The organism is Janthinobacterium sp. 67 (assembly GCF_002797895.1).
Classification (GTDB): Bacteria; Pseudomonadota; Gammaproteobacteria; order Burkholderiales; family Burkholderiaceae_D; genus Janthinobacterium.
Genome location: NZ_PGES01000001.1, coordinates 2,620,556 through 2,640,230 on the forward strand (window position 1 = coordinate 2,620,556; position 19,675 = coordinate 2,640,230).

Sequence of the window (19,675 nt, forward strand, 5' to 3'; positions counted from 1 at the left end):
GCAATGGCTCCGGAAAAAACAAGAATAACTAAAAGATAAGTATGCTGCCGCGACTTTTCAAGCCCGCGCGGCAGGCGCAGGCCAGCCGCGTCCTAGAACCAGTCGTGCCAGATGGGCGTAACGCTGGCAGGTAAAGGCGGCAACTTGGCAAAATCCACGCGCGATTCGCCCGGCGCATGGAAATCCGTGCCGCGCGAGGCGAGGAAGCCGTAGGCGTTGGCCAACTGCGCGTATTCCGGATACTGGTCCGGGCTATGGCTGCCCGTGACGACTTCGATGGCCACGCCGCCGAGCTGCTTGAATTCATCGAACAGCACGCCTTGCGCCATGTCGCTGAAACGGTAGCGGCCCGGATGGGCAATGACGGCCACGCCACCCGCGCCGCGTATCCAGCCCACCGCTTCGGCCAGGGTGGCCCAGCGGTGCTCGACGTAGCCAGGCTTGCCTTCCGACAGGTACTTCTTGAACACGTCGGGGATGTTCGCGCATTTCCCCATTTCCACGATGTAGCGGGCAAAGTGCGTGCGCGACATCAGGTCCGGGTTGCCGACGAATTTCAAGGCCCCTTCATAGGCGTCGGGGATGCCGGCCAGGTCCAGTTGGCGGGCGATTTCGCGGCCGCGCGCGTCGCGCCCCGAGCGCGTCTGGTGCAAGCCCTGCACGAGGCCCGGATTGTTTTCATCGACTTGCAAGCCCACGATGTGCACGGTTTCGCCGGCCCACGTAATGGAAATTTCCACGCCGGCCACGAAGCGCATGCCCAGGTCCAGTGCGGCCGCGCGCGCGGCGGCCACGCCCGACACTTCATCGTGGTCCGTCAGCGCCCACACGTCGACACCGGCCTTGCGTGCGTAGGCGGCCACGGCGGCGGGCGCAAGTACGCCGTCGGAAATATTCGAATGACAATGCAGGTCGACTTTAAGCATGTGAAAACAATACCCTGCACGGGCTCAGCATGGAAGAAGTTTTCATTGTACGCTGCTTGTCCAATCGCGCTGCGGCGTTCCCGACACACATCAGGCCAAAAAGGCTTCCACGAGACGCGCCAGTGCCGCCGGCTGGTCATGGTGCAGCATGTGGCCCGCGTCCAGCATCATCTCGCAGCGCACATCCTTGATGCAGGCCAAACGCCGGTCGATTTCGATGCGGGCCTGCTCCTTCGGCCCCATCCATTGCCACATATTCGTGTCATCGGCCTCCACCCACAGCACAGGTGCCGTGATGCGGCGCCAGCACGCCATCACTTCTTCCACCTGGTACAGGATGGGATTGACCCGCTTGTGCTGCGGGTCGCCCATGATGTCCCACTCACCCGCCTCGTTCTGCGCCGACCAGTGCTCGGCGAGGAAAGCGGCGCGTTCGTCCGGCAGGCGCGGGTTGGTCTTTTGCAGGCGCTCGGCCACAGCCTTTTGCGTGGGATAGCTGCGCATGGCGGGCGGCTCGCGCAATTCGTCCAGCCACTTGGCGTAGCGGCCCGGCGCCTGCTCCGGCCTGGTTGCCATCATGCCGAAGCCTTCCAGGTTGATGAAACGGCTGATGCGCTCGGGCCGCACGCCCGCGTACAGGCCGGCCACGTTGGCGCCCATGCTGTGACCGAGCAGCTTGACGGGGGCATCGGGCGAATAATGCAGCAGCATGGCGTCGAGGTCGGCCAGGTAGTCGGGGAACCAGTAAGTGTCCGATTGCGTGTAGTCGCTGAGGCCAAAGCCGCGCCAGTCGGGCGCGATCACGTGCCAGTCGCCTTGCAACTCGTCGACGACGAACTGGAACGAGGCGGCCACGTCCATCCAGCCATGCACCATGAACAGGATGGGCGCCCCTTCGCGGCCCCAGTGGCGCACGTGCGTGCGGGCGCCGCGGATGTTGATGAATTCGGAACGGGAAAGTTTCATGGGTTTCATCTCATTGCCTGCCTTGAAAGTGGCGCGAATGGCGCCACATGCTGTGTCTGTAGATAGTGCGGACATAAAAGTACGACCGTTCGATAATTATACCGGATTGACGGCCGGCGCCCGGACTTGCCCTGCAACAGCGTAAAATAGCGCAAAACTTCCGCGTCCGGCCGCGCCCGGCGCTTCCACCACCGCCACAGGCTAACGATGACACTCTACCAATTGGGCGCCGATGCGCCGCAGATTGATGCTTCCGCTTTTGTTGCCGACACGGCCAACGTGATCGGCAAGGTGACCCTGGAAGCGAATACGTCCGTATGGTTCGGCGCCACGATTCGCGGCGACAACGAACGCATTACCGTGGGCGCCAACAGCAATGTGCAGGAAGGCGCCGTGCTGCACACGGACCCGGGCTACCCGCTCGACATCGGATCGAACGTCACCATCGGCCACCAGGCGATGTTGCATGGCTGCACGATCGGCGATGGCGCCCTGATCGGCATCCAGGCCGTGATCCTGAACGGCGCGAAGATCGGCAAGAATTGTCTGGTCGGCGCGGGCGCCCTGGTCACGGAAGGCAAGGAATTTCCCGACAATATGCTGATCCTCGGCTCACCGGCAAAAGCCGTGCGGGCCCTGACGGCAGACGATATCACCAGGCTACAAGGCAACGCCGTGAACTATGTGCAGCGCGGCCAGCTATTTAATACGCAACTCAAGAAGATTGGATAAAAGTATGACGACTGAAACCACGGGCGCCGTCAGCGCTGCCGCCACCGGCCAGGATACCCTGCAAAAATTTATTTTCGACAACGCCGCCGTGCGCGGCCAGTTCATCGACGTCTCCCACACCTGGCAGGAAGTGGTGTCGCGCCACGCCTACCCGACGGCCGTGAAAAAAGTGCTGGGCGAAATGGTGGCTGCCGCCGCCCTGCTGTCGGCCAACCTGAAATTCAACGGCTCCATCATCATGCAAATCCATGGCGACGGTCCCGTGCGCCTGATGGTCGTCGAGTGCGACTCCGACCTGCGTTTGCGCGCCACGGCCAAGCTCGACCCGGACGCCGTCATTGCCGACGGCGCCACCGTGCCGCAACTGCTCAACGCCACGGGCAAGGGCCGCTTCATCATCACCCTGGACCCGGCCGACAAGGTGCCGGGCCAGCAGCCGTACCAGGGCATCGTGCCGCTGGACGGCGACGACATGGCGACCGTCATCGAAAACTACATGTTGCGCTCGGAACAGCTCGACACGCGTCTGTGGCTGGCCACGGACGACACCGTCTCGCGCGGCCTGCTGCTGCAAAAACTGCCCCACCATGGCGGCAAGGCCGAAGCGACACCCGTGTCGGAGGAAGATGCCCTCGACACGTGGAACCGCGCCGTGATGCTGGCGTCGACCCTGAAAGAGGAAGAAATCCTCGCTACCGACATCGATACCCTGATGCAGCGTTTGTTCTGGGAAGAAACGATCCGCGTCTTCGACCCGCTGCACCCGAGCTTCCACTGCACTTGCACGCGCGAAAAAGTGGGCAATATGCTCAAGATGCTGGGCGAGCAGGAAGTCAACGATACCCTGGCTGAAATCGGCCACGTGGGCGTGAACTGCGACTTCTGCGGCCAGCACTATGATTTCGACAAGGTCGATTGCGCGCAGCTGTTCATCACGGATGCGCCGGCCGAAGTCCTGATTCCGCCAGCCGCCAGCATCAACTAAGCTCGACCCAGCATTACAGTTTCGCCATCATCGTTCCGCGCCGCCCCTGAGGCGGCGCAATTGTTTCTGCTGTCATCTTCCCGTCATCAGTTCGTCATCAGCCCGTCACGCGCCGCCGTTACGCTGCGCAACTTGCATTACCCACACTACTTTCCACAGGCTGATGATGACCACCCACTTGACGCTGGCCTTGCGCCGCCATTCCTTCCACGTATTGCTGGGCGCTTGCGCCGCAGGCTTGAGTTTGCCTGCCCTGGCGCAAACGGCCGTGGCCGCCGCCGTGGCGTCCGCCGCCACCGAGATGGCCGCGCCTGCCGCTGCCGCCGACGACGGCGCACCGATAACCACCGTGGAGATTTCCTCGCGCAAGACGCGCTCCTCGGTCGCCCTGAGCAAGAATGAAATCCAGAAAATCCTGCCCGGCACGAATCCCCTGAAAGCCTTGCAAACCTTGCCTGGCGTCAGCTTCCAGACGGCCGATCCATGGGGCAACAACGAGCAGAACCTGTCGCTGTTCGTGCATGGCTTTTCCGGCCAGCAACTGGGCTACACCATGGATGGCGTGCCGCTGGGCGACCAGCAGTACGGCAACTACAACGGCCTGTCGCCGCAGCGCGCCGTCATCAGCGAAAACGTGCGCAGCGTCGTGCTGTCGTCGGGCGCGGGCGATTTGGCCACGGCCTCGACCAGCAACCTGGGCGGCACCATCGAAACCTATTCCAGCGACCCGCTGGCCACGCAGGGCGCCAGCGTGCAGCAAACGGTGGGCAGCCACCGCACTTCGCGCACGTTTGCCCGCTACGACACGGGCGCCTTCGGCGACGGCGGCAGCGCTTATTTTTCCATCCTGCACCATGAAGCGCGCGCCTGGGACTTCGATGCGCGCCAGGGCGGCGACCAGTTCAACGCCAAATACGTCAACCGCAGCGACGCGGGCAAGCTGACCCTGTTCTTCAATTACTCGGACAAGATCGAGCCGAACGAAGACAGCACCGTGCACGTGGCCGGCGAAACGAGCGCGCCGTACACGCGCCCCTTCCTGTACCCGGATTTCAAGGCGGCCCTCAATTATCTGTCGCCGACGGGCGCCACGCCTGCCGCCGACGGCAACAATTACCGCAATTACTACAGCGATGCGCAGCGCACCGATTACCTGGCCTACGCCAAGTTCGACGCCAACTTGTCCGAAGGCATGACGTGGTCGAACCAGGTGTATTACCACAAGGATGACGGCGCGGGCGTGGTGGCCGGCCCCATCGGCGTGGCCGGCTTGCCGGGCCTGTTCAGCGTGTACTATCCGAAACAGAATTTGAAGGAAGTCTTCGGCAACTCGGGCTATGCCGTGCGCACGACGGAATACGACATCAAGCGGGGCGGCTTCATTTCCACCTTGCGCAAGGAAATCGGCGAGCACCAGATCGAAGCGGGCCTGTGGCTGGAACAGAACCGCTCGTCCGCCTACCGCCGCTGGTACGCGCTGGACGTCAACAACCCAACGTCGCCTTACGACCGCCCCAGCAATCCTTTGATCACGCAATACGGCAGCGAGATCGACAACAAGGTGGTGCAGCTGCACTTGCAGGATGAATGGCGCATCCGCCCCGATATCGCGCTGCAGGCCGGCTTCAAGTCCAGCCTGCAGTTTGCCGATGGCCAATTCCCCGTGCAGCCGGCCAGGGGCGCCATCGCCGGCGGTTCGACGGCCTTGCCGGTCGGCACCATCAACACGAAAAAATGGTTCTTGCCGCAAGTGGGCGCGCGCTGGGATGTCACGCCGCAAGACCAGCTGTACTTCAATATCCAGAAAAACATGCGCCAGTTCGTCACCTATGGCGGCGGTGGCGCCTCGCCATGGAGCTTGTCGAGCCAGGCCGCTTTTGATTTGTTCAAGCGCGACGCCAAGCCGGAAACGGCCCTCACCTATGAAGTGGGCGTGCGCGGCAGCCATCCATTGAACCTGGGCGCCATCACGGCCATCGATGGCCAGGTCAACGTCTACCACGTCGACTTCAGCAACCGCTTGCTGCAGATCAGCCCGACGCCCGTGATTTCCTCGATCATCGGCGGCAACCCCGTGCTGGCCAACGTGGGCAGCGTGCGCACGGATGGCATCGACATCGCCGGCACCGTTCACTTCGGCAACAATTTTTCGTTCTACAATGCCCTGTCGTACAACCGTTCGCAGTACGCGGACAATTACAACAATGGCGCCGCGCTGGTCTTGACTGCTGGCAAGAACGTGCCCGGCTCGCCGGAATGGCTGAACAAGTTCGTGGCCTCGGCAACGTTTGGCGATATCGAAGTGCAGCTGACGGGAGACTATGTGGGCAAGCGCTACGCGACGTACACCAACGATTTGTCCGTGCCCAGCTATTTCCTGATGGGCCTGGGCGTGTCGGGCAAGCTGCCGGCCATGGCCAGCTGGCTGAAAAATCCGCGCTGGCGCCTGAACGTCAGCAACCTGGCCAACCGCGAAGGCGCGCTGAACGTGGTCGTGGGTGCAGCAGACAAAACGTATAACACCTTCCCGATCGCCCCGCGCCAGGGCTTCCTCACCTTGACGGCGGACTTCTGATGCGTACGCCAATCTTGCCGCAACGGCATTTTTCGCGCCGCAGCTTCGTCCGGGCGGCCGCCGGCGGCCTGGCGCTGGCCGCCGCGCCCGGCTTTGCGGCCGGCCTGCTGGCCACTCCACCTGCCCGTCCGCTCGTGTTCGCCCACCGGGGCGCCAGCGCCCTGCGTCCCGAGCACACCTTGGCGTCGTACGCCAAGGCCATCCTCGACGGCGCCGACTACGTCGAGCCGGACCTGGTCGCCACGCGCGACGGCATCCTCGTGGCGCGCCATGAAAGCAATCTGATCGACACCACCGACGTGGCGCGCCGTCCCGAGTTCGCCAGCCGGCGCGGCAAGAAGATGGTCGACGGCGAATGGCACGAAGGCTGGTTCGTCGACGACTTCACCCTGGCCGAACTGAAAACCCTGCGCGCCATCGAACGGCTGCCGAAGGTACGCACCGGCAACACCCTGTACGATGGACAATTCCAGATCCCTACCTGGGAAGAAATCATCGATTTTGTTGCAGCGCAATCAGCCGCCAGCGGACGCATCATCGGCCTCGTGCCCGAGCTGAAAAGCTCGACCTACTTCCGCGATGCGGGCCTGGCGCTGGAAGACCGTTTCCTCTCAACCCTGCTGGCGCACGAATACACGCGCCGCGCGCCGATTGAAATCCAGTCCTTCGAAGTGGCAAATTTGAAATACTTGCGCGAGAAGCTGGGACGGCGCGCCAACGTGCGCCTGATGCAGCTGGTGGTGGGCGGCGACGTGCGTCCGATGGACGTGGCCAAGGCGGGCGGCAAGCTGACGTTCGGGCAGATGACGACGCCGGCCGGCCTGCGCGACATCGCCGCCTATGCGGACGTGGTGGCGCCGCCCACGCGAGCAATCATCGCACTGGGCGCCGACCAGCGCCTGGCCCAGCCCTCGTCCATCGTTGACGATGCGCACCAGGCGGGCTTGCTGCTGCACACGTGGACCTTCCGTCCGGAAAACCGCTTCCTGGCGGCCGACTTCCGCGACGGCAACGGTGAAAACGCGCGCAACGAAGCCGGTTCCGTGGCCGAAATGCGGCGCTATATCGAAACGGGACTGGACGGCTTTTTCAGCGACGATCCGGGACTGGGACGCATCGCCGCCGGATAAACATTTCGTAACAAATTCTTTTTCAGGGCGTGGCCGGCGGCTACGCCCTTATTATTCGTTTCTTGAATTTCTGAAATTGGAATTTGGAATTAGACATATATCGCGAACTCCATTATTGTGCAATGCAACAACAGACCATTCATGGAGGGCATATGTCCACTTTTACCAACACCTACAGCAACGACAACGACAATTACTTCAGCAACCTGGGCCGCGCCACGCGCGCCTTCCTGGGCGCCCTGCTCGCTTCCAAGCCGTACAGCGCACTGGCACAGAAGGAAGTCATCGCCAGCAGCGTCACCGATGAAGAGCAGCGTTATGTGCGTCCAAGCAAGCGCGACATCGCCCTGCTGAACTCGGAAGCTGCCCGTTACGAAAACCTGATGCCGAACTTGGCTTCTGAACTGCGCTTCCTCGCTTCGCGCGGCTAAAAAATCACGACTAATTTAAAAGGAAATTTTATGATGTTTCTCGAAACCGCATTGATCGCCGTAGCCGTCGTCGTTACCGGCATCCATTTCTACCTGATCTCGACCGGCAAGGCCCGTTTCTGATCAGCAAGTAGCAAGGCAGTTGCAGTAATAATGTGATATGTCAGCCTGGCAATCGGTCCAGGCTGACAAGTGGGAAGTAGCAAGTACTCAGTGCGGCGCGGCAGCGTCCACCGGCGTTTCCATCAGTGGCGGGGTTTGTCCCTTGCGCACGATCTGCACGAAAATCTCATTCTGTTTGACCATGCCCAGCTCATAGCGGGCACGCTCCTCGACGGCGCCCGTACCATCTTTCAGGTCGCGCACTTCGGATTCGAGCTTGGCGTTTCGCGCCTTCAATTCCATATTCTTTTTATTGGCCACCGCCACCTGGGCTTCCATGTCGGCAACGCGCAGCCAGCCGCCTTTACCCAGCCAGAGGGGAAATTGGATCAGCAGCAGCAGGGCTGCCAGGGCGAGCGTAATCAGGCGCATGGGGTAGTCGGTTAACAAACCGGCCGGATATCTCCGGCCGGCCAGTGGGTTTTACATCAGCTTACTTCAGATTATAGAACGCATCGCGGCCAGGGTAGCTGGCGATGTCGCCCAGGTCTTCCTCGATACGCAGCAGCTGGTTGTACTTGGCCATGCGGTCCGAACGCGACATCGAGCCGGTCTTGATCTGCAGGGCGTTCGTGGCAACGGCGATATCGGCGATGGTCGAATCTTCCGTTTCGCCCGAGCGGTGCGAAATGACGGCCGTGTAGCCGGCGCGCTTGGCCATTTCGATGGCGGCGAAGGTTTCCGTCAGGGTGCCGATCTGGTTGATCTTGATCAGGATCGAGTTGGCGATGCCTTTCGAGATGCCTTCTTTCAGGATCTTGGTGTTGGTGACGTACAGGTCGTCGCCGACCAGTTGCACTTTCTTGCCCAGTTCGGCCGTCAGGATCGCCCAGCCGTCCCAGTCGCCTTCGTGCATCGCGTCTTCGATCGAGATGATCGGGTACTTGTCGCACCAGGTCGCCAGCAGGTTGGTGAACTCGGTAGCGGTCAGGCTCAGGCCTTCGCCTTCCATTTCGTACTTGCCGTTCTTGTAGAACTCGGACGCGGCGCAATCGAGGCCGATGGCGATCTGCGTGCCTGGCTCGTAGCCCGCTTCTTCGATGGCCTGGATGATCAGCTTGATGGCTTCTTCATGGTTGGCCAGCGATGGCGCGAAACCGCCTTCGTCGCCCACGTTGGTGTTCAGGCCCTTCTTGTGCAGGATCTTTTTCAGCGTGTGGAACACTTCCGCGCCGTAGCGGACGGCTTCCTTGAACGACGGGGCGCCCACTGGAATGATCATGAATTCCTGGATGTCCAGGTTGTTGTCGGCGTGCGCGCCGCCGTTGATGACGTTCATCATCGGCACTGGCATCTGCATGGCGCCCGAACCGCCGAAATAGCGGTACAGCGGCAAGCCTGCTTCTTCGGCGGCAGCCTTGGCAACGGCCATGGAAACGGCCAGGATGGCGTTGGCGCCCAGGCGCGATTTGTTTTCCGTGCCGTCCAGGTCGATCAGGGTACGGTCCAGGAAAGCCTGCTCATTGGCGTCCAGGCCCATGATGGCTTCGGAGATTTCGGTATTGATGTTTTCGCATGCTTGCAGCACGCCCTTGCCGAAGTAGCGCTTGGCGTCGCCATCGCGCAATTCCACGGCTTCGCGCGAACCGGTCGAGGCACCCGACGGCACGGCCGCACGGCCCATCACGCCCGATTCCAGCAACACATCGCATTCGACGGTCGGGTTACCGCGCGAGTCCAGGATTTCGCGACCGATAATATCAACAATAGCACTCATGTCATTCTCCAAAGTTAAGCGTAACAGGGGCTGCACACTGCGTTCTGATGCGCAATTGCACAAAGGGGGCAAAGAAACTCCCGGCGGTAACCATCGGGCCGGGAGCTGTCTTACGGGTAATACTGTCGCTATCGACCGGCGTTATTCAGCGACGGCGTTGGCTTCCTTGTGCGCCAGCGCTGCCTTGATGAACGAGGTAAACAACGGATGGCCGGTACGTGGCGTCGACTTGAACTCGGGATGGTATTGCACGCCCATATACCATGGGTGGGCATTATCACCCGTGCGCGGCAATTCCATGATTTCGCACAAATCTTCGCTCGGCGTGCGGGCCGAAACGATCAGGCCAGCCGCTTCGACACGGGCCAGGTAGTGATTATTGGCTTCGTAGCGATGACGGTGACGCTCGGTCACCACGCTGCCGTAGATCTCGGCGGCGAGGGTGCCCGGATTGACGGCGCAGGTCTGCGCGCCCAGGCGCATGGTACCGCCCAGGTCCGAGTTTTCATCGCGCAACTCGACTTTACCATCGTGGTTTTGCCACTCATTGATCAGTGCAACGACAGGTTGATCCGTATCAAGATCGAACTCGGTCGAATTCGCGTTCGGCATGCCTGCCTTGTTGCGCGCATATTCGATCAGGGCCACTTGCATGCCCAGGCAGATGCCCAGGTAAGGGATCTTGTTTTCACGGGCGAACTGGGCCGCCTTGATCTTGCCTTCCACGCCGCGCTTGCCGAAGCCGCCCGGTACCAGGATGGCGTCGTACTTGCCCAGGTTGTCGCAACCGGTCGTTTCGATTTCTTCCGAATCGATGTACTCGATGTTGACGCGGCTTTCCGTGTGGATGCCGGCGTGGCGCAGCGCTTCGATCAGCGACTTGTACGACTCGGTCAGTTCGACGTACTTGCCGACCATGCCGACGGTCACTTCCGCCTTCGGATGTTCCATCGTGTAGATCAGCTTGCTCCAGATCGACAGGTCGGCCGGTGCCGGATCGAGGTCCAGCGCGTCGCAGATGATCTTGTCGAGGCCCTGGTCGTGCAGCATTTGCGGCACTTTGTAGATGGTGTCGACGTCCCACACGGAAATGACGGCGTCTTCCTCGATGTTCGAGAACAGCGAGATTTTCGCGCGCTCGTCTTCCGGGATGGCGCGGTCGGCGCGGCACAGCAGCGCGTTTGGCAAGATGCCGATTTCGCGCAGCTTTTGCACCGAGTGCTGGGTCGGCTTGGTTTTCAGCTCACCGGCCGAGGCGATGTAAGGCACCAGAGTCAGGTGGACGAAAGCCGTGTTCTTGCGGCCGGCGCGCAGGCTCAGCTGACGCGCCGCTTCCAGGAATGGCAACGATTCGATATCGCCGACGGTGCCGCCGATTTCGCACAGGGCCACGTCGTAGCCTTCGGCGCCACGGCGGATGTAATCCTGGATTTCATTGGTGATATGCGGAATCACCTGCACGGTCTTGCCCAGATATTCGCCCCGGCGTTCCTTGCGGATCACCGATTCATAGATCTGGCCGGTGGTGAAGTTATTCACCTTTTTCATGCGGGTGGAAATGAAGCGCTCGTAGTGACCGAGGTCGAGGTCGGTTTCGGCCCCGTCGTCGGTGACGAAGACTTCACCGTGTTGCATAGGGCTCATCGTGCCAGGATCGACGTTGATATACGGGTCGAGCTTGAGCATGGTGACTTTAAGGCCGCGCGATTCGAGGATCGCGGCGAGGGAGGCGGCGGCAATCCCTTTTCCAAGGGAAGACACAACGCCACCAGTGACGAAGACAAATTTGGTCATTGCAGATGGTGCCGAACGGCACGTGCGGGAAATTGAAATTATACACTAAAGCCCGCCGGCGTCGCCCCCCGCGCGCGGAAATTTGCGCCAAATACCGACTATCCCTCCCCCTCCTGCTGTCTACGCACAACAAATGCGCGATGAGAAGAATTGAAATATTTCCCATTCAATATTTTGTGTGGGAGAGCGAACAGACCCTGCCGCACCCTGGCGGCAGACTGGCATTTTCAACAGGAGGTCCATCATGAGCTACGAAGAACGCGACGCCTACGGCATGTATGTCAACCGCGGCCACAAGGGTCCCGGCCCGGAACTGATGGGTGCCGACACCCTGATCGGCGACCATGTGCATAACGCCAAGGATGAGCATCTGGGCGAAATCAAGGAAATCATGATCGACATGCGCAGCGGCAAAATCGCCTACGCCGTCATGTCCCACGGCGGCGTTTTCACCATCGGCGAAAAGCTGTTCGCCGTGCCGTGGGAAGCGCTGCTGCTCGACACCGTCAACAAGCGCTTTATCCTCAACGTCGACAAGGAGCGCATCGAAAACGCACCCGGCTTCGACACGGATAACTGGCCGAACATGGCGGACCAAGCCTGGGCGACGTCGATCCATAGCTATTATGGAACGACGCCACGCGAGTATTAAGAGAGTATTAATTAACCCAAAACGAAGAGCTGGGGTCGTACCCTGCAGGGGGAATCCGGCCCAATGGGCCGGATTCCGATTCCGAAGGAAACGACCCCAGTATTTGCACTTGGGCTTAACTAAAACCGGTACTCCAGCCCCGCCACATACGTCCTGCCCCGCGCCGTACTCATCGGCGTATTGTCGTTCGACTGCGACGGCATCGAATTCAGGCGGTTCAGCGCTTCCGAATAATTCTTGTCCATGGCGTTCTGCACGGACAGGCGCAGGAACAGGTTTTTCGTCACCTGCCAGCTTGCATACAAATCGATCACGGCCGGGATCTTCGGATTGTCCACCTTCGCCACCTCCCCCGTCACGGCATCGGCTTCGTTGTCCGGCGACAGGCGGCGGTACGATCCCGTGTGCTTGATGATGGCGCCGATTTCCATTTTATTGTCCAGCAGGCGCGTGCCCACGTCGAGGTTGTAGTAGGTGCTGGGCAGTTCGCTGATGTCGGACGCGCCAAACCACGCGCTGGCGATCGAGGTGGGCTGGCTGGTCTTTTCACGCGTGTACGACAGGCGCGCATAGGCCGGGCCCAGCTGGTACTGCGCTTCCAGTTCCCAGCCGCGCGTATGCACGGGCGTGGCTGAGTTGATGTAGATATACATGTTCGTCACGTATTCGTCGACCGTTTCCCAGTCCGTGGCGATCACTTCCGCCATATTGCACTTGCGCCCGTTGTCGCACACGAGGAAGGACTGGCTGGTGATATAGCCATCGATCTTGCTCTTGAAATACAAGGCCTTGAAGTTCAGCGCATCGGTGGCGCTCAGCAAACCGTGCAGGCTGGAATTGAAGCCCAGCTGGTAGGTCGTCGCCTTTTCTCCCTTCAGGAAGGGGTTCATCGACGCCCCGCCGTCATTCGAGAAAAATACTTCCTGCGGATTCGGCCCGCGCATGGTGCGCTCGGCGCTGGCGAATGGCTGGAACCATGGCGTCACCTGCGCGGAAACGAGCAGCGAGGGATTGATCCCGTGTTCCTTCAACGCGATATGCGCCGCCCCTTGCGGGAAGCATTTCACGCGCTCGTCGCAGGCCGGCTTGTAGCCAGTCAATTCAAAACGCGTGTAATTGAGCCCCGCGTTGAGCTGAACAATGCCGCGGTTGTATTGCAGGCCCGCATACAGGCTGTCGATCTTTTGCTTGCCGGCCGGGCCAAAAGTATTGTTTTCAATCGACTGCCGGTTCGCGTCCGGATTGTCGGGATCGTCGACGAGGCTTTCCACGTGCTTGCTGTATTGATTGCGCATCCGCTTGCCGCCCACGGTCACCAGCGCGTCGCCGCCCGCCAGCTTGAAACTGCTCGTGTTGTTGACGTCGAACGCGTCGGCGCGGTTGGCCGTGCTCGTGTTGACGAAATTGATCAAGGCTTCCGGCATGTATTTCTGCTTGCCGCGGCTGCTGCTGGCCACCACATTGAGGTCGATCAATTCCGAAAACGGCGTGTAGTGATATTTCACATAGTAATCATCGCTACGGATATCGCGGCGCGTAAACGTATTGCGGTAATCGCGCACCGACAGTTCCAGCGCATGGAAGTCGCTCAGTTTCAGGTCCAGCTTGAGCAATTGCGACTTCGGCTTTTGTTGATAGAAACGGTTGTAGCCGAAGCCGAATTGCTCGCTGTCCGTGCCCTTGCCATTCTTGTAGTTGTTGCCGATCACGCTCGCGCTGGTGGCGGCCATGAAACCGACGCTGCCGCCATCGAAGGCGGGATTTTTCATGGCCACGGCCAGCATGGCGCTGCGCCCCACGCCGTTATTGCCAGCGGACATCTTCGTGCGCGCGCCCATCTTCTCGCCCGCAAACACCACGTCATCGACGCCGATGGTGCGGAAGTTGGCGCTGCCGCCCAGTGCATTGACACCGTCGCCGCCGACGGCATTACCGCGCGACACGTCCACGCCGATGATGAAATTCGGGTCGATCAGGGCGCCGAACTGGCTGCTGGGCACGCTACCATGCGCCACTTCCGACGGGGCGCTGCCATAGTAATTCTGCGTCACGCCATCGACCATGGTGTTGACCCGGCCAAAACCGGACAGGCCGCGGATGTTGACGCTGACAGCCCCTTGCGCGGGATCGATCTGGGTAAACGTGCCCGGCATGCCGCGCAGTATCTGGTCGACGGGCTGCAAGCGCGTATCGGCGCCGCGCGCGCTGACGGCGCCCGGTTTTTCCAGCGCCTGCTGTTCCACGGGCACCGTTTCACCCGAGACATTCAGTGGCGAAAACACGACCTTGCCACTGTCTTGTGCCTGTTGCGCCCATCCCTGCTGCGCGAGCAAGGCCATGCAGATGCCCACGGCCTGCGTCATTGTCTTGATATGCATACACCCTCGATTTCTTATGTGATTGAAAATTCAGCTGGCGCCGTGGCCGCTCCCGGCGTCGAGCTTGAACGACACGGGCAAGGTCACCGTCACCGTGCCCTGGTGCAGGACGTTGTCGGGCGGCGCCGGCAGCGGTTGCGCGCGCTCAAGCACTTGCAAGGCTTCGCGGTCGAGCAGCACCGTGCCCGATGAAGTGACCAGTTCGCTGGCCAGCAGCTTGCCGTCGCGGTCCACCTGGAAACGTACCCAGGCGGCGCCGGCCCGCTTGCGCTGGCGCGCATCACCCGGATAGCGCTTGAAATGGGCCAGATGGCCCAGCACGCGGCTTTGCCAGCTGGCCGGCGCGGCATTGGTCGACGGCGTATCGCTATCGAATGGCGCCGCCTGCGGACCACGCACGGCGGCGGGCGCTGGCGTGGCGCTGCTGCTGGCTTGCGCGGGTAATGACGCTTCCCTCACGGCATCCTTGCCCGGCTCCGTCGACGGACTGGTTTCTGCGTTCGCCTCTTTTTCCGCAACGACAATCTCTGGCGCGGCGGCGCGCGCCAGCACGGGCGCCGCCTCTTGCCGGATCGCACTCTTTGGCGCCCGGGCCGCGCTGGATGCTGCCGACTGGCGCGCTCCTGCCGCTGCCGCCTGCCGTGTTTCCGGCGACATCGCTTGCGCGGCAAATACCACCATCACGCTGGCGGGCGGCTGCGTGCGCACGACGGTGGCGGGCCGCCAGCCCGCCCACAGCAGCAGCGCCAGCGCGGCAGCCGCCACCAGCGACGTGGCGATGCCCCAGTTCAATATCGGACGCGGATTCATCCGCCCTCCCGGCCCACCAGGCCCACTTTCAGATAGCCGGCCTGGCGCAAGGCATCCATCACGCCCAGCACGTCTTCATAGGCCGCTTGCTTGTCGGCCTGGAAAAACAGGGTGCGCTGGCGGTCGCCGCCCGTCTGCGCGTCGAGCAGGCTGCCCAGCTGCTCGCGCGCCACGGGCGACTCGCCCAGGTACAGGCTGCGGTCGGCTTTCAGGGAAACGAACAGGGGCTTGTCGGGGCGCGGTTCCGGCTTGGCCGTGGCGGCCGGCAAGTCGATTTTCAGGTCGACGGTGGCCAGCGGCGAGACCACCATGAAGACGATCAACAGCACCAGCATCACGTCGATGAAGGGCGTGACATTGATCTCGCAGAGTTCCGGCATGTCGGCCGTGTCGTCGTCCGGCGTAGGAAACAGGGACGCCATGGCTCAGGCCTGCTGGCGCGTGTCGAGGTCGCGGCTCAGCATCAGCAGCACTTGCGCGGAAGCGGCGCGCAGCTGCGCCTTGTACTGGTTGATGCCCCGGCTCAAGACGTTATAGATGACGACGGCGGGAATGGCCGCCACCAGGCCCAGGGCGGTGGCCAGCAAGGCTTCCGCGATGCCGGGCGCGACAGTGGCCAAATTCGTGCTCTGGCTGACGGCGATGCCGATGAAACTGTTCATGATGCCCCACACGGTGCCGAACAGGCCGACGAAGGGCGCGACGGCGCCGATGCTGGCGAGCAGGCCGATGCCCTGCGTCATGCTGCGTACATTGTGCGCAATCCACTGTTCCTGGCGGAAACCGGCCCGCTCCTTCAGGGCCGGCGCCGGCGCGCTGGCGTGCGACAGCTTCAATTCCTGCTGCACATCGTCGAGCAGCCGTTGCGCCAGCACGGACGCCCCGCTCTTTGCCGCCGCGTCCGGCAAGGAGGTGGCCATCTTCAGCATGGCGACGGCTTGCGACGCTGCGCGCCGCGCCTGCAGCAGACTGGCGCCCTTCACCAGCAAGACCACCCAGGTGGCCAGCGCGGCGACCAGCAAGCCGACGAGCACGCTTTTGACGACCTGGTCGGCAGCGAAGAACATGCCCAGCGGCGACATGTCGTGCGGCAAGGCGGACGCTTGTGCCGTGGCATGCAACAGGGAAAGAACGACGCCGCAGGTAGCGGCTTTGGCTTTGAGACAGGAGATACGCATGGAAGCTTCAACAGGTAACAGGCATGGCTGCGCCAACGGCGCGCACGCGCATGCAAAAAAATCGGACGGACTACCTGGCTGCTGCGAAGAAGCTTGCTGGGGGAGAATGCCGGGCTGAACGCCCGGCGGAGGTGCTACGGCTTACTTGGCGCTGGCGACGGCGGGCGCAACAAGCGGCGTGAACCAGACGAAATCGGCCTGCGGCGCCTGGACTGCCGCGCCCTGCTGCGCCAGGACCAGCACCAGCGGCGCGGGGCCGCCCGTCAAATCCTGCACGTGCAGCGGCACGCCCAGGTCCTTGTGCGCATGGTAGGCGCCGGCGATCAGCACGGCAGGCGCGGGCGCGGCCAGCAGGCGCTCGGCCATCCGGCGGTCGCGCTGCTGCTGCACCGACAGCATGGCGGCCAGGCGCGGCTCGTCGATCTGGTTGTCGTGCATGACGCGGATGATGTCTTTCAATTTGTCATGCACCTTGCCATCGTTGGCCAGGTTCGAATGCTTGCCCTGCACGGCCGGCTTGTCGATGAACATTTGCTTGATCTCGCTGCGGTCCAGGTTGGCCGACCAGACGGGATACGGCGCGCGCATCACGGTCATGACCAGGTCGCCATATTGCGCCCACTTCCAGTTCGGCTGCCAGGCCAGCAGCTCGGCCACGTGTTCGGGGCGCACGACGGGGTCCGTCTGCAGCCATGGCTTGACCTTGTCCACCTTGGCTTGCTGGTCCGGGTTCAGCATTTCCAGCAGCACGCTGCCTTGCGGACGCTGGCCCTGCAACTGCTGCAACAGCCATTGCTCGATCTGGTGATGGCTGAGCTGGTCATGCTGCTCGCCCACGATGACCCGCGGCGCGGCGGCCAGCTGGGCCAGCAATTGCTCGGCAGTCAAGCGCTGGCCGCTGCGCAGGTCGACGATCTGGCCCAGCTGGCGCACGTCTTGCGCAGCGGCAGGCGCAACGGCGGTGGCGCCGGCACCGGTGACGGGCGTGACGCTGCCGCAGGCGCTCAGGGCCAGCACGCAGGCGGGCAGGACGGCGGCGAAGGACAGGGGAAATCTCATGGGCATGGCCTTTCGGGTGGAAGCACGCATTGCAAAATAACTACTGGCGGGCATTTTAATAGAAATGATTCTCATTTACAACCACTGCACGGCGCACCATGCGGAATTTTTTACAACTGGCAAAAGTGGTGCTTCAGTGAAATCCCCGGGCGCGGAGTAGAATAAAAAAAACGGAGGACTTGCGTGAATCAAACTGACCAGTTGGCGGTACTGAAAAAACCGCTGCCAGACTCTCTTGCTGCCGTACTTTCCCTGATCTTTGCCGACCGCTTTTCCATGACGCAAGCCATGCGCGCACACCATGGACGCGACGAGTCGAGCTATCCCCCCATGCTGCCGGACGCCGTCATCTTCGCCCATTCCACCGAGGAAGTGGCGGCCGCCGTCAAGCTGTGCAGCGCGCACGACGTGCCCATCATCGCCTACGGCAGCGGCACCTCGCTCGAAGGCCACGTGCTGGCCCTGCATGGCGGCGTGACGATTGATCTGTCGCAAATGAATCAGATGGTCGCCGTGCATGGTGAAGACTTGACGGCCACCGTGCAGGCGGGCGTGACGCGCAAGCAGCTCAATGAGGAAATCCGCGACACGGGCCTGTTCTTCCCCATCGACCCGGGCGCCAATGCGTCCTTGGGCGGCATGGCGGCCACGCGCGCCTCGGGCACGAATGCCGTGCGCTACGGCACCATGCGCGAAAACGTGCTGGCCCTGACCGTGGTGACGGCCGATGGCCGCATCATCAAGACGGGGACCAGGGCGAAAAAATCGTCGGCCGGCTACGACCTGACGCGTCTGTTTGTCGGCAGCGAAGGGACGTTGGGCATCATCACGGAAGTGACCGTGAAACTGTATCCGCTGCCGGAAGCGATCTCGGCCGCCGTGTGCTCGTTCCCCGGCACGGGCGACGCCGTCAGCGCCGTGATCCAGACCATCCAGATGGGTATTCCTGTGGCGCGGGTCGAGTTTCTCGATGAAAATGGCGTGAAAGCCATCAATGCCTACGACAAGATGGCGCTGCCGGAAAAACCCTTGTTGCTGTTTGAATTCCACGGCACGCCGGCCAGCGTGGCCGAGCAGGCGCAGCTGGTGCAAGCCATCACGGCCGAACACGGCGCCAGCGATTTCGAATGGGCCAGCCGCCCCGAAGACCGCTCGCGCCTGTGGGCCGCGCGCCATAATGCGTATTTCGCCCTGCTGCAGATGCGCCCCGGCAGCCGTGCCATTTCCACCGATTGCTGCGTGCCCATTTCCCGCCTGGCCGAATGCATCCTCGCCACCAAGGCCGATTGCGAGGCGCAGGGCCTCGTCTACGCCATCATCGGCCACGTGGGCGACGGCAATTTCCACGTGCAGATGCTGGTCGATCCCGACGACCCGGCCGATATCGCGCGCGCGGAAAAGGTCAACAGCGACATGGTCACGCGCGCCATCGGCATGGACGGCACGTGCACGGGCGAGCACGGCGTGGGCATGCACAAGATGGCGTTCCTCGTGGAAGAACATGGTGTAGGCGCCATCGACACCATGCGCGCCCTCAAGCACGCGCTCGATCCGAAGAACATCATGAATCCTGGCAAGATCGTGCGCTGGTAATCAATACCAACCCAAAAAGCAAATGCCGGGGTCGTACCCTGAGGGTACGACCCCAGTCTTTGTCGTTGGGGTGATTTTTACAATTCCATGCGCATCGGCACGAAGGCAATCCCGCCCGTCTCCACCTTCGGCCCCGTGGCGACAAAACCCAGGCTTTGGTACAGGGGCAAGGCATACATCGAGGAATTGACGGTAAAGGCCGTCACATCGCCCCTGGCCAAGGACGCATCGCGGGCTGCCTGCCACAAACGGCGCGCCATGCCGCGCCGGTGCAGGGCGCGCGGCACGAACATGTGGAACAGATGCGTGTTGTCGCGCATGGCCACGACGCCGGCCAGTTCGCCGTCGATATGCGCGAGCTGGTAATGATAGTTCGGCAGCGACAGGTAATTTTCGATGGCCGGCTGGCGGCAGTTTTCAATGAACTTTTCCGCCCCCGCACCGTCCGGATGCAGGGTCAAAAAGGGCATCAAGTCGTCAATCAGGGCGACGATGGCGGGCGCGTCGGCGACGAGGGCGGGACGCAGTGTCGGTTCGGGGAATGTTGTCATTCTTAAATAATGCCATGCCTTGGTCAAACAAGACAA

Annotated in this window: 18 protein-coding genes; 7 read left to right on the plus strand and 11 right to left on the minus strand. The window is 61.9% G+C overall.

Annotated features, from left to right (window positions below; all coding sequences use genetic code 11):
* Positions 1-92: 92 nt before the first annotated feature.
* Entirely contained in the window at positions 93-926 is an 834-nt protein-coding gene (locus tag CLU90_RS11745) for a 3',5'-nucleoside bisphosphate phosphatase (protein ID WP_092710763.1), read from the minus strand.
* A 90-nt stretch (positions 927-1,016) separates the two neighbouring features.
* Positions 1,017-1,892, minus strand: coding sequence for an alpha/beta fold hydrolase (locus CLU90_RS11750; RefSeq protein ID WP_100427996.1), 876 nt, complete (start codon positions 1,890-1,892; stop codon positions 1,017-1,019).
* A gap of 207 nt (positions 1,893-2,099) precedes the next feature.
* Here CLU90_RS11750 and CLU90_RS11755 point away from each other — a divergent pair, with 207 nt between their 5' ends.
* The 5 genes from CLU90_RS11755 to CLU90_RS11775 all read left to right on the plus strand — a co-directional run bounded on the left by CLU90_RS11755 (position 2,100) and on the right by CLU90_RS11775 (position 7,745).
* Positions 2,100-2,624: a gamma carbonic anhydrase family protein gene (locus tag CLU90_RS11755; protein WP_100427997.1), complete on the plus strand. Its 525-nt coding sequence runs from the start codon at positions 2,100-2,102 to the stop codon at positions 2,622-2,624.
* A gap of 4 nt (positions 2,625-2,628) precedes the next feature.
* Positions 2,629-3,609, plus strand: a complete 981-nt coding sequence (gene hslO / locus CLU90_RS11760) for an Hsp33 family molecular chaperone HslO (protein ID WP_100427998.1) — start codon at positions 2,629-2,631, stop codon at positions 3,607-3,609.
* Positions 3,610-3,772: 163 nt separating this feature from the next.
* On the plus strand, positions 3,773-6,184 hold the full coding sequence (locus tag CLU90_RS11765; protein ID WP_232731172.1) for a TonB-dependent receptor: 2,412 nt from the start codon (positions 3,773-3,775) through the stop codon (positions 6,182-6,184).
* Positions 6,184-7,314, plus strand: coding sequence for a glycerophosphodiester phosphodiesterase (locus tag CLU90_RS11770; RefSeq protein ID WP_100427999.1), 1,131 nt, complete (start codon positions 6,184-6,186; stop codon positions 7,312-7,314). Before CLU90_RS11765 ends, CLU90_RS11770 begins: the two co-directional genes overlap by 1 nt.
* A 152-nt stretch (positions 7,315-7,466) precedes the next feature.
* Entirely contained in the window at positions 7,467-7,745 is a 279-nt protein-coding gene (locus CLU90_RS11775) for a hypothetical protein (RefSeq protein ID WP_092710778.1), read from the plus strand.
* Positions 7,746-7,955: 210 nt separating this feature from the next.
* On the opposite strand, the gene ftsB is transcribed toward CLU90_RS11775, so the two are convergent.
* The 3 genes from ftsB to CLU90_RS11790 all read right to left on the minus strand — a co-directional run bounded on the left by ftsB (position 7,956) and on the right by CLU90_RS11790 (position 11,418).
* Positions 7,956-8,279: a cell division protein FtsB gene (gene ftsB, locus CLU90_RS11780; RefSeq protein WP_092710781.1), complete on the minus strand. Its 324-nt coding sequence runs from the start codon at positions 8,277-8,279 to the stop codon at positions 7,956-7,958.
* Between the two features lie 61 nt (positions 8,280-8,340).
* The gene (gene eno / locus CLU90_RS11785; RefSeq protein WP_034750709.1) at positions 8,341-9,624 is read right to left on the minus strand and encodes a phosphopyruvate hydratase; all 1,284 of its coding nucleotides are present in this window, start codon (positions 9,622-9,624) and stop codon (positions 8,341-8,343) included.
* A gap of 141 nt (positions 9,625-9,765) precedes the next feature.
* Positions 9,766-11,418: a CTP synthase gene (locus CLU90_RS11790; protein WP_092710784.1), complete on the minus strand. Its 1,653-nt coding sequence runs from the start codon at positions 11,416-11,418 to the stop codon at positions 9,766-9,768.
* A gap of 244 nt (positions 11,419-11,662) precedes the next feature.
* Here CLU90_RS11790 and CLU90_RS11795 point away from each other — a divergent pair, with 244 nt between their 5' ends.
* Positions 11,663-12,070 (plus strand): PRC-barrel domain-containing protein, encoded by a 408-nt coding sequence (locus CLU90_RS11795; protein WP_092710787.1) that lies wholly within the window; start codon positions 11,663-11,665, stop codon positions 12,068-12,070.
* Between the two features lie 119 nt (positions 12,071-12,189).
* Here the strand turns inward: CLU90_RS11795 and CLU90_RS11800 are convergent, their stop codons facing one another.
* From CLU90_RS11800 to CLU90_RS11820, 5 genes are all read right to left on the minus strand, one after another.
* The gene (locus CLU90_RS11800; RefSeq protein ID WP_100428000.1) at positions 12,190-14,448 is read right to left on the minus strand and encodes a TonB-dependent receptor domain-containing protein; all 2,259 of its coding nucleotides are present in this window, start codon (positions 14,446-14,448) and stop codon (positions 12,190-12,192) included.
* Between the two features lie 30 nt (positions 14,449-14,478).
* A complete protein-coding gene (locus CLU90_RS11805; RefSeq protein ID WP_100428001.1) occupies positions 14,479-15,258 on the minus strand; it encodes an energy transducer TonB family protein in 780 nt (259 codons plus the stop codon).
* A complete protein-coding gene (gene exbD / locus CLU90_RS11810) occupies positions 15,255-15,680 on the minus strand; it encodes a TonB system transport protein ExbD (protein WP_100428002.1) in 426 nt (141 codons plus the stop codon). The genes CLU90_RS11805 and exbD overlap by 4 nt, the downstream gene beginning before the upstream one ends.
* A gap of 3 nt (positions 15,681-15,683) precedes the next feature.
* Positions 15,684-16,436, minus strand: a complete 753-nt coding sequence (gene exbB, locus CLU90_RS11815) for a tonB-system energizer ExbB (RefSeq protein ID WP_100428003.1) — start codon at positions 16,434-16,436, stop codon at positions 15,684-15,686.
* A 141-nt stretch (positions 16,437-16,577) separates the two neighbouring features.
* Positions 16,578-17,495, minus strand: coding sequence for a ChaN family lipoprotein (locus CLU90_RS11820; RefSeq protein WP_100428004.1), 918 nt, complete (start codon positions 17,493-17,495; stop codon positions 16,578-16,580).
* A gap of 183 nt (positions 17,496-17,678) precedes the next feature.
* Here CLU90_RS11820 and CLU90_RS11825 point away from each other — a divergent pair, with 183 nt between their 5' ends.
* Entirely contained in the window at positions 17,679-19,088 is a 1,410-nt protein-coding gene (locus CLU90_RS11825; RefSeq protein ID WP_100428005.1) for an FAD-binding oxidoreductase, read from the plus strand.
* Between the two features lie 77 nt (positions 19,089-19,165).
* On the opposite strand, the gene CLU90_RS11830 is transcribed toward CLU90_RS11825, so the two are convergent.
* On the minus strand, positions 19,166-19,639 hold the full coding sequence (locus tag CLU90_RS11830; RefSeq protein WP_232731173.1) for a GNAT family N-acetyltransferase: 474 nt from the start codon (positions 19,637-19,639) through the stop codon (positions 19,166-19,168).
* Positions 19,640-19,675 lie beyond the last annotated feature (36 nt).